General features: G+C 62.7%; 8 protein-coding genes. All 8 read right to left on the bottom strand.

The window, feature by feature from the left end; genetic code table 11:
• Nucleotides 1–238 precede the first annotated feature (238 nt).
• Nucleotides 239–1750, bottom strand: a complete 1512-nt coding sequence (locus tag FJY68_03775) for a hypothetical protein (GenBank protein ID MBM3330955.1) — start codon at nt 1748–1750, stop codon at nt 239–241.
• 279 nt (nt 1751–2029) lie between these two features.
• Entirely contained in the window at nt 2030–2605 is a 576-nt protein-coding gene (locus tag FJY68_03770) for a hypothetical protein (GenBank protein MBM3330954.1), read from the bottom strand.
• A gap of 280 nt (nt 2606–2885) precedes the next feature.
• On the bottom strand, nt 2886–5573 hold the full coding sequence (locus FJY68_03765) for a tetratricopeptide repeat protein (protein MBM3330953.1): 2688 nt from the start codon (nt 5571–5573) through the stop codon (nt 2886–2888).
• Between the two features lie 291 nt (nt 5574–5864).
• A complete protein-coding gene (locus FJY68_03760) occupies nt 5865–6080 on the bottom strand; it encodes a type II toxin-antitoxin system HicA family toxin (GenBank protein ID MBM3330952.1) in 216 nt (71 codons plus the stop codon).
• Nucleotides 6077–6277, bottom strand: a complete 201-nt coding sequence (locus FJY68_03755) for a type II toxin-antitoxin system HicB family antitoxin (protein MBM3330951.1) — start codon at nt 6275–6277, stop codon at nt 6077–6079. Before FJY68_03755 ends, FJY68_03760 begins: the two co-directional genes overlap by 4 nt.
• Nucleotides 6278–6539: 262 nt before the next feature.
• A complete protein-coding gene (locus tag FJY68_03750; GenBank protein ID MBM3330950.1) occupies nt 6540–7895 on the bottom strand; it encodes a hypothetical protein in 1356 nt (451 codons plus the stop codon).
• A 9-nt stretch (nt 7896–7904) separates the two neighbouring features.
• Entirely contained in the window at nt 7905–9293 is a 1389-nt protein-coding gene (locus tag FJY68_03745; protein ID MBM3330949.1) for an exo-alpha-sialidase, read from the bottom strand.
• Entirely contained in the window at nt 9286–9831 is a 546-nt protein-coding gene (locus FJY68_03740; protein ID MBM3330948.1) for a YkgJ family cysteine cluster protein, read from the bottom strand. Before FJY68_03740 ends, FJY68_03745 begins: the two co-directional genes overlap by 8 nt.
• Nucleotides 9832–9940 lie beyond the last annotated feature (109 nt).

Genomic DNA, 9940 nt, shown 5'->3' with positions numbered 1-9940 from the left:
TAACTGCGTAAAGCCGGTTGAGTTCAGGGACAAAGTACCCTTGCATCAATCTACCGGGCAGACGCACGACCGTATCCACCTCAACCTGCGCGAAAAGCGCTGCGGGAATCATGATGAGCAGTAGTCTCCTCACAAGAACTCCAATCTCGGAGGGGCGGGAAACCCCGCCCCCCCCGAACGTACGGTTCTACCTCACCACTGCCTTCAGCCTAACTTGCTCCGCGCCTGTGTCAAACAGCTATCGCGTGACGACAACCTTGCTGACGTTCGACGCTTGATGCTCCACGCTGGACGCCTGACGCATGAAGTAGACGCCCGGGGCCAGCGCCCGCACGTCATTCTCGCCCGGCTGCAGGTCCATCACCTTCCGACCGCCGATGTCGATTAGCCAAGGCCCGGAAATGGGTACAGTCCCTGAAGGTACAGTCCCCATTTTCGGCAGGAACAGGACGTTGCGGACGACGGTCGGGCTGTTGTTCGCCGCCCGCAGTTCGGCGTTAGACATTTCCGCGGCGATGCCAGGCAGAGGGCTGTTGGTCGAGAACCAGATCTTACCGTCGGCCGTCCAGACCACGTAGACGTGCCCGGCCGAGTCGGCGACGATCTCCGGGTACCAGCGTCCGAGTCTGGCTGTATCGTCGTTGACGACCTCGAGGTTGGACCAGGTGACGCCGTGGTTCGACGAAGACGCGTAACATATGTTGTAGCCATGTGCTGTGTCGGAGACCATCAGCGCGGTGTGAACGCGGCCGTCGCCGGAGATGGCAAGTGTTCCGCTGTAGTACAATTCATGAAGAAAGTCGAGATTAGTAACCGCTACGGGACTGCCCCAGGAATCGGCCTGCGTGTAGAATGTGCGGGCCTCGGCGATAATCGTGTCACGGACTTCCCGGCCATTCCCGAAGTAATCGCAGATGATGTGGTCCCGGTCAGCGACGACATGGGGATGTCCTGCGTACCTGTTGAACGTGTCGAGCTGGACCCCGGGCCCGAAGGTCAGGCCGCGGTCGGTCGAGCGATACAGAAAAGCGCACATTCTGACGTATGGAACCTCCTCGAACTCGCGCGGGACTTGCGCAGCCACGAGGTAGTGGTTCGTTCCCGGTTGGACAAAGACCTCTGCGTGGGCACAGTCATAGTCGGTCGTGTCATCATCCACCCGTACGTTCCGGCTCCACGTCACTCCCCGATCGGTTGAAACCGACGACCAGATGTGGCTATACCCCGTCCGCCAGTCGGTCCAGGCGCAGAAGAGGTCGCCGGCCGAATCCGCGGCAATGCTAGTCATGCCGACATATCTGACAGAATCATCGTCAATCCTGGCCGGCGAAGACCATGTGGCGCCGCCGTCACTCGAGCGCGTGCACAGAACCTGATGGTCGTACGCGCCGGCAGTGTCGCGATACACGTTTTCATACACGATATAGACGTTGCCGTCCGAGTCGGTCGTGATGTCTGGGCTCTCTCCGCAGGGGGCACCGCGTCGTATCAACACATCGGTGGGCAGCCAAGTCCTGCCGGCATCGGTGGATTTCTGGAACATGATGTCAGTGCGAATAATCGTGGGGCCCCTCGTCGAGTCATCCTCGAACACGACGTATAGCGGTTGACTCGAAGGCGCGCCCGGGCCAATGGTAATCTCGCACCAGTGGCAACCGTGATTTGGCAGGAACTGGTGGTCTATGCGCACGTTCGGCCCGAAGCCACGTGACGTGATGACAGAAAGCAGAAGAAGCAGAGTGGCGCTCATTCGTTCCTCCTCATCTTTGGTCCCACAAGATCGGAGGGGCGCGTGAAACCGACTCCCCGCAGTCCGAACCCGGCGGGTAACGTGTCGACAGAGAGCAGGACCAGCAGGCTACACTTCATTTCGACCTCCTAGACAGAATACCTCAATCTGATCGCTATGCACGCGTGATCTCGGGACACTCGGCTCACAGCCGGTCCAGACTCGCCGTACATCTCTGACCAGCGGGACGACCCCGAACGCATCGCCCCTGTACTCGATGCAGGCGCAGCCGCGGCCACGCTACCGCTCGACCACGACGTCAAGTCTAACAGCCCTCTCGCCTGTGCGGCGAGCCTGAGACGCGAACACCGACGAAACCAACCCGAGCGCGACTGTTACGCGCCATGGCTGGTCGCCGAGCAGACTGGCGCCGAAGAAGACGACGAGGGGGACATCGCAGGGAAAAGGGGCTGGGGGTTGGGGGCTAGGGATTGGGGTCCGGATTCCGGAGCTGGTCGCCAACCCCGAATCACTCATACGTGACTCGGCTTTGGTGCTCTCGCTTGTGACGTGATCCGGCCGCTCGGCCTGGGGCCGCGAAAAAGGGGACAGTCCCTCGGAGCAGCCCATCGGATGTGCTGCGGTACAGTCCCCGTTTTCGCCGGACGTGTCCCGCGCGCCGGGGCCTTCGTCTTCCAGACCGACGTTCTGCCAAGCCGAACGCATAAGCGGCACGGCCGCGTGATAGCAGAATCCACGGGCGTGGGCCGCCGTGGCGAAGTTACCGGGAAGCAGAGCGATTCCGACCGGAACTTGGCAACCGAGTTCTCGCGCCCTCGCGGCCACATCGCCGAAATCTCTGGTTTGTATCGACATCACGCTGACACCTAGACACGAAACATGCCGGCTAGGGGCACGCAGCGTAAGCTACGGCTGACTAGCTAGTTGCTTTGTCCTGGACTTAGAGAGAGGAAGGCACGGGTGCCATTATGCGCCCAACGTAGGACGACCCGAGATGCAGGCAAGTGATTTGCCTTCAATGGACTGCGACGGGAGTGCCATGAATGCCCATTTAGTGCCGTCTCTTGGCACTCCTCAAGATCGAAGGACTGTCTTGCCTAGTCTACTAGCGAGTCAGGACTACCCGCCGCTGACGTCAGTCGCTGTTGCGGTTCAGGTTGTGTTTGCGGAGCAGACGAAAGAAGTGCCTGCGGCTGAAGCCCGTGAGCTTGATGGCCTCCAAGGTGTTCCCCTTTGCCTGCCTCAAGGCTTCGACAAGCAGGACCCTTTCTGCTTCATCCGACTTGGCACGCACGCGGCTGCGCAAGCTCTCTCGCGACTGCGCGTCTGGAACGGCGTCACGCTGCCTCAGGTCAAGCGGAAGGTCCGCGACCTGGAGCATGTCACCATCGGCAAGTAACACTGCCCGTTCGACAACGTGCTGGAGTTGCCTGATGTTGCCGGGCCAGTCGAAACGGGCAAACAAAGACAGGACATCGTCGCTTGCGCCGTGGATCCGTCGGTCGTATTCCTGAGCTGCGCGGGCGATGAAGTACCTGGTCAGAACGGGAATGTCCTCTTGCCGACGACGCAGCGGCGGCAGGACAAGCTGAACCGTATTGAGGCGATAGAGCAGGTCGCGTCGGAACAACCCCTCGCGCTCGCGCAGGTCAAGGTCCATGTTCGTCGCCGCAACGACTCTGGCCTCTATCGGCGTCTTCCTTGTGCCGCCGACGCGCGTGACCGTCTTCTCATCGATAACCCGCAACAGCTTTGCCTGCAGGGCCGGGCTCATGTCGCCAATCTCATCGAGGAAGATGGTGCCGCTTTCAGCCAGTTCGAACTTGCCGGGCCGCGCCGCGACTCCAGTCGCCGCGCCCTGCTCGACGCCGAAGAACTCGGCCTCGAGCAGGGCTTCCGGAACTGCTGCGCAGTTGACCGTGACAAACGGGCTATCTGCTCGCGTGCTCGACTCGTGCAGGGCTCGGGCGATGAGTTCCTTGCCCGAGCCGCTCTCGCCGCGTATCAGCACCGGAACCGGTGCGTCGGCCAAACGCGCCACGATGCCGAGCAGGTCGCGCACTTCGCGGTTGCGTCCCACCACGCCTCGGAACCGCAGCCCTGGAATCTGCGGTTCGCTATCGGCTTCGATTGCCCGGATCTCTCCCAGCCCCGCAAGCGCGGGCGCCAGCGTGCGAGTCACGACCTCCAGCACGTCGGACCCAACGCGCGTCGCAAGCGGCTTTCCCCGCTGGAGCCAGACAAGACCAACGTCGTGGCCTTCTTGTCTGACCGGGAAGAGCAGAGTCAAGTCGGTCTGCGAGGGGGCCTCTCGGCCGGTCAACATAGACAAGTCGGGATTGCCCCGCAGAGCAACCGGCCTTCCGCCAAACAGTACCGCGCCCTGTTTGAACTGCAGACTGTCGCAGAGCATCGCGAGGACCTGCTCGACGAACTGCTCGGGCGCGTGGCCGAGCGCGGTGGTGCTAAGCAACCCCTCAAGCAGAGCGGCATTGCGGTCGATGCTCAACTCAAGCCGGTAGAGCAGCATGGTTGCCTCTTCTGCCTCGGCTACAACGGCGAGTCGGCGGAACGTCTGAGCCGCGGCCTGAAGCAGGGGTCGGGCCTCTTCCGACCGACTCACTTCGATGAGTTCCCGGCCATGCTGCAGCCGTGCGAGGGCGAGCTCGAACGTATCCCCGAGCGGCCCCAGCACGGCTTCGGACCGACTGAAGAAGTCAATGGCTTGGGCCGGGTCGCCACGGGCCGAGGTAAGAAGCGCCTGAACGCGGAGTGTCTCGCCCTGTTGCGTTGGCAGATTCAGATCGGCCGCGTGACGCTCAGCTTGAACCAGTTGATCACCGGCCGCATCGAGCCAGCCCCGAGCCAACGCGAGTTCGGCCCGGCGGCAACAGACAGCCGCGAGCACGCGGCGGTCCCTCGCCGCTTCGCACAACCGAGCGGCTACGCTCAGGACGTCCTCTGCCCGAGCAAGGTCACCTTTACGGAAGTGAGTCCAGCCCAGATTGGTGAGAGCTTCGCGGTACACGTCTCCGGCTCGCCGGTGTTGCCGCTCTGCTTCGATCACTGAGCGGAACATGAAGGCTGCGTCGTCGTACTCGGACCGCTTCATCGAAAGTTCGCCGAGAGATATCCGGGTGGCAGCAAGCGGGTCAGAGAACCCGTGCTCTTCGCACAGCGCCATCGCCCGGTAGAAGTTCTCGGTCGCCTCGGGCCAACGGCCCATCGCGGCGAGGGTCCAGCCGATGTTGTACAGACTCGTTGCCCGGCCGTGCGAGTCCCCAGCTTTGGTGTTGACTTCCAGACATTGTTGGTAGCGCACCAGAGCCTTGCCTAGATCGCCCCGTAGCGCATGAGCACACGCGAGTTGGTTCAGCGCCGACCGCTCGCCCTTCCCGAACCCGATTTGCCGGGAGACTTCCAGGTACTCCTCGAAGCACTCAACCGCGGACTGATGCTCGCCCCGCTGCCCGTGCATGCTCCCGACAAGATTGAGTCCGGATGCGCGAATTCGACGGTCGCCGGTTGCATCCGCCACCGTGAACACCGTCTCGGCATGGCGCGACGCGGCATCGAGATCGCCCGCGCGCCGCGCAAGTTCGCCGAGCATGTACGCGGACCTACCTTTGTCACTGATTCGACCTGCGGCTTCGGCATCAGCCACAACCTGTTCCAGCAGCGGCCGAGCCACAACCGGGTCCTTGAGCCAGATTTCCTCGGCCAGCGACAGAGTCGCCTCGACCCGCTCAGCCGGAGTCGAAGCCGACTTCACGCGCTCGCGCAGTCGCTGCAGCTTGTCTGGTGAAGTAGTCTCGCCGCTCATAATAAGACCTTGGTCAGCTTAGTCCTGACTCTTCCCGAGTCAAGCAAGCTAGGGGGCAAAAGTGGGACATCTCCTCTATTCTCATGAATCAGAAACCTGTCAATGAGGCGGGCCGACAGCCCACGACATTGTAGATTGCAGATTGACGATTGGCGGATCGGAGCGGGACGGCTGACAGCTTACGGCTTTCAGACAGGTGCGGACGAAGCTATTCGGAGCGGCAGGCCGTGAGCCGAAAGCGGATGTCGATTGCCGATTGACTAGGGCGTCGCCGGCGCTTCCGCGTGTGACCTACAGGTCGTCAGGCGCGAGCCCGGTGCGCTTGGCGATACGAGCAAGCATGCGTGGTCCGATCTCAACGTGGTCATGGAACGCGAACACGAAGTCTGGCCACCCCGGTCGGCTGAGTACGCGATGGGAAGTCCCCGCCTGTCGCTTGATGACCCACCCGGTTCGCAGCAGTGCGGCCAGTACTCGGCTGGCCCTGGTGGAGGGCCAGTTGTTCATGCGGGAACAGCGAAGACTTCCCGGAGAGCCGGGATTTCCTCGCCGTGCTCTATCCGGTCAGCCATGACTCGCAGCGCCAGCGCCTGAACGCCGGCGACCGCCTCAGCCCGGGTGGCGCCGTAAGCCATGACGCCCGGCAGGTCGACGACCTCCGCGAGCCACCGTCCGTCGGTTTCTCTTTCTACTTCAATCTTCACTCTTGCTCCTGTCTGCGGACAAGGCTTGCTGTCCGGCACAGTGTAGTTTGACTCGAATAGACCAGAGTGTCAAGCGCCGGCGGCGCTACTCCTCGGACACTTCGTCCGAAGCGGACGGGCCGCGGAGGATAGCGAGATACGGTGGGTCATGCCCAGCTTGCCGTAGGGCGCGATGGCGTAGTCCATCCCGAGTCCCTGTCAGAACACGCCGAGCCCGGCCCGTAGGCCCGAGAATCCGGCAACTGCAACTCGTCGAGTCAGGCTAGCGGATCAAGACCAGTCGGCGGTACTGGCCGCCGTCGGACGAACGCAGAAAGTAGACGCCGGGTGCAAGGCTGTGCACATCATTCGCGCCCGGAGCGAGATCCATGACCCTTCGACCTCCGATGTCCAGCAAGCTTGCGGCTTGGGGCTTGTGGCTTGGGGCTTCCGGCAGGAACAGCACGCCTCGGATGATGGTCGTCACCTTCGTCGTTCGGACTTCGGCGCTCGGCGTCTCCTCGACGCCTGGTCTGCCGAGCCGCCGTGCGTGCTGCAGTTCGCCCGAGCCGCCGCCGGTGTGGTCGAACCAGACGCAGTGCAGATTGCCGAGCCCGTCCGATGTGATCCGCGGAGAACCAAGAGCGCCGGATGTTGCCACCGTCTCCGGACGAGACCAGCCGGCTCCACGATTGTAGCTTGCCAGCACCGACTGCTGGGCGTTGTTCGGCCAGCATACCCAGCCCCAGCCGAGCGGGTCAGCGCACAATGATGCTCCTCCGAAGCCAATTCCAGTGGCAATCACGACCGGTTGGCTCCAGCCCGCGCCGTGATTCTCTGCGCCGAGCAACGTGTCCCCGCGTGTGATGACAAGGAATCTTGTCGCCGGCCCGCGCGCAATCTTCGGTAGTGCGCCAGCAAACTCCGCCGGCGTTCCGGTCAGGGTGTCATTCAGGCCCCAGACCTCGACCTCTGATACACCGGTTGTCCGGCGCGAGAAGGCGACGAGTAAATCGGTGCTGTCGCCCGGAGCCAACGAGCCGCAGTGGCAGTAGACGTCCGGGTATTGGCCGGGGGCTATGCAGCAACGCGGCGTCCACCCGCCATTCCTCATGCGGCTGACCATCACCGACTCGGTCGCGCTCATGCCGCCAGCGCTCTCGTCCCAGAGTAGACCAACCGAGCCATCCTGAGCCTTGCCCAGCCGTACGTAGGTCGGGAACCCGCCCGTCATAGTACCTACGGCAAGACTGGGCACAGACCAGCCGCCGCCAGCCAATGTCGCCGTGTAGATGCCCCACGTATCCTGCTCCTGAAGGTGCTGCACCGGGTAGCTGCCGTCGTAGAACGCGACGAGCATGCGGCCGGAGTCGTCGACAACACCGGCCGGCCAGTAGAGACCGTTCGTGCTCTGCGCGAGCGTCTCCACCTGGCGCCACGAATCCGCCTCAAAGCAACGACCATACAGCGCAGCCGGCGTGACCTGTCCCATCCAGAAGACCCAGATACTGTCGCCGACATGCGACACCAGCTCCGGCCCGGCCCCGTATGGCTGCAAGCCGGTGGCCAGCGTCACCGGTTCGGACCACTGGGCGAACGCGGCCGCAACAAGACCTGCGAACACAATCACCAATCTCACGTTTCCTCCCTACCTCGTCACAACGACCTTGGACATACGCTCTATGCCTGACGCACTACGCATCACGCCGGAAGCGGAACGTACGAAGTAGACCCCTGACCGCGGGTTCAGCACCCGCCTGCCCATCGCGTCGAAGACGACGCTTGACGCAAGACGCTCTACGCTAGACGCTCCGAGCAGAATCGTTGCCCCCAGCTTGCGGCTTGAGGCCTGCGGCTTGCGGCCTTCATCGATTCCTGCGCCACCGGCGGGCTTCCGCTTGTAGTAGATCTCGCCGTATTCGGAGTCGCGGAAGTCGGTCCAGACAAGATGCACGTCGCTTCCGTCCATTGCCGCGCAGGGCGAGACTGACCAGTAGTCCGGCGTCACCGTTAGCGCGGTGTCGGCTGACCACGTCTTTCCGCCGTCCGTCGAGGACTTGTACATGATGAACGACGTGCCATACAGCGCCTCCCACATCAGGTGCACGGTCGCGCCGCGGGCCGTGACCGTCGTGTTGTAAGAGCCGGTCGTGTCATCGGACAGACGGATTTCGTCGTCCCACGTCGCTCCCTCGTCGGTCGAACTCCTGCAGTAGATCTCGAACGGCATGTGCCGCGTATCCGACCAGACCACGTGGACGAGGCCGGAATCGGCGGCGATGCAGGGGTTGTACGAGCCGTTCGCCAGGTCGCCGGACAGCCTCTCATCACTGCCCCACGTCACCCCGTAGTCAGCTGAGCGCTTGTAGTAGACCTCAAACGAGTGGTCGCGCCAGTCGCGCCACGCCAGGTGCACGAAGCTGTCGTGCAGCGCGAGCGAAGGGTGCCACGACTCCTGGATGTCGTTGGTAAGCCTGACTTTGTCGCTCCAGGTAGCGCCGTAGTCGGTCGAGCGCCGATAGTAGAGCTCGCGGCCGGCGCTGTCGTCGGCCCAGGCGACATGGACAAAGGAATCCTGCGCCGAGACCGACGGGTTCCGGCAGTTGTACGCCTCCGAGGCGAGCAGCGTCTCCGCCAGCCAGGTCAGGCCCGCGTCGGTCGAGCGCCGGTAGCTGACCCCTGCGTTGTAGACACCACTGTCCCGGTCCTCCCAGACGGCATGGACACATCCGCCTGAGGCCGCAACCGCGGGCTCAGCCTTGAACCCGACGCCGTTCGATAGCATTGTGTCGGCAGACCAAGTCGCGCCGGAATCTTCGGAACGCTTGTAGTATATCTGGTCTTTGTCAGTACGATGGTCGTAGAAGACGACGTGAATGCAGCCGGGCGGGCCGGCCGCGATGCTCCGGGCAGGAGTCATCGAGTTGTGAGTCGCGCTGTCGCTCGTGGTCAGGCGGACGGTGGGATCCCAGCCGGCGCTTGCCGAACCGGCAGTCAGGACAAACAGGACGAACAGGGCACGCATCACCTCACTCAAGGTCTTCCTCCTTCGCGTCGCGCCGGAGCATCTCTAGTTCCGCGATCTCGGACTTGAGGAGTTCGTAGACGTTGTAGACGATCGGGCAGTACGGCAGGTTCCAGAGCGCCATCATGGAGCGGGTGGTGAAGTCCGGCTTGTGCAGGAAAGGGAACTCCGCACAGGACTCGGGCCGGAGCTGGTAGTACCGGCAGAGCTTGCCGGCAAGGAACGGGCAGGGCTTCTGCCTGATGAGAAGCCGGTCCGGCTCGTCGGTCTTGTCGAGGTACTTGTGCTCGAACTGCTCGCGGGTGATGCCCTCAGCCTTGGCGAGCCTGGCTACGTCCTCGCGGCCCAGCGCCGCCTGAAGCTCGCGGCAGCAGTTCGCGCACTGCCGGCAGTCTATCTTGGACGATACGTAGGCATCGAGGCGATGAACGATGGCATCTATCTCTTCTTCCTCGATATCGCAGGACTTCAGGTGGTCGCGGAAATCCGAGTTCTCGCGCTTCTTCTGTTCGGCCAGTTCCTTGATTCTGCCGAGGCTTGTCTCAAACATGGCGCTTCGCCTGCGTCTATGATAGGCCAGTCCTCCAGAACGTCAAGGCGTTCTGGAGGAATGACGAAGCTCGAATTCCGAATGACGATTGAAGCTCGAATAGGAAATG

It is taken from the genome of candidate division WOR-3 bacterium (assembly GCA_016867815.1).
Lineage (GTDB): Bacteria > Hydrothermota > Tepidihabitantia > Tepidihabitantales > Tepidihabitantaceae > UBA2258.
This window is presented reverse-complemented; position numbering and strand designations above follow the sequence as displayed.

Excerpts from the sequence above, each read along its gene's own strand:
- FJY68_03775 (MBM3330955.1), bottom strand. The coding sequence starts at position 1,750 with ATGAGCGCCACTCTGCTTCTTCTGCTTTCTGTCATCACGTCACGTGGC.
- FJY68_03770 (MBM3330954.1), bottom strand. The coding sequence starts at position 2,605 with ATGTCGATACAAACCAGAGATTTCGGCGATGTGGCCGCGAGGGCGCGA.
- FJY68_03765 (MBM3330953.1), bottom strand. The coding sequence starts at position 5,573 with ATGAGCGGCGAGACTACTTCACCAGACAAGCTGCAGCGACTGCGCGAG.
- FJY68_03760 (MBM3330952.1), bottom strand. The coding sequence starts at position 6,080 with ATGAACAACTGGCCCTCCACCAGGGCCAGCCGAGTACTGGCCGCACTG.
- FJY68_03740 (MBM3330948.1), bottom strand. The coding sequence starts at position 9,831 with ATGTTTGAGACAAGCCTCGGCAGAATCAAGGAACTGGCCGAACAGAAG.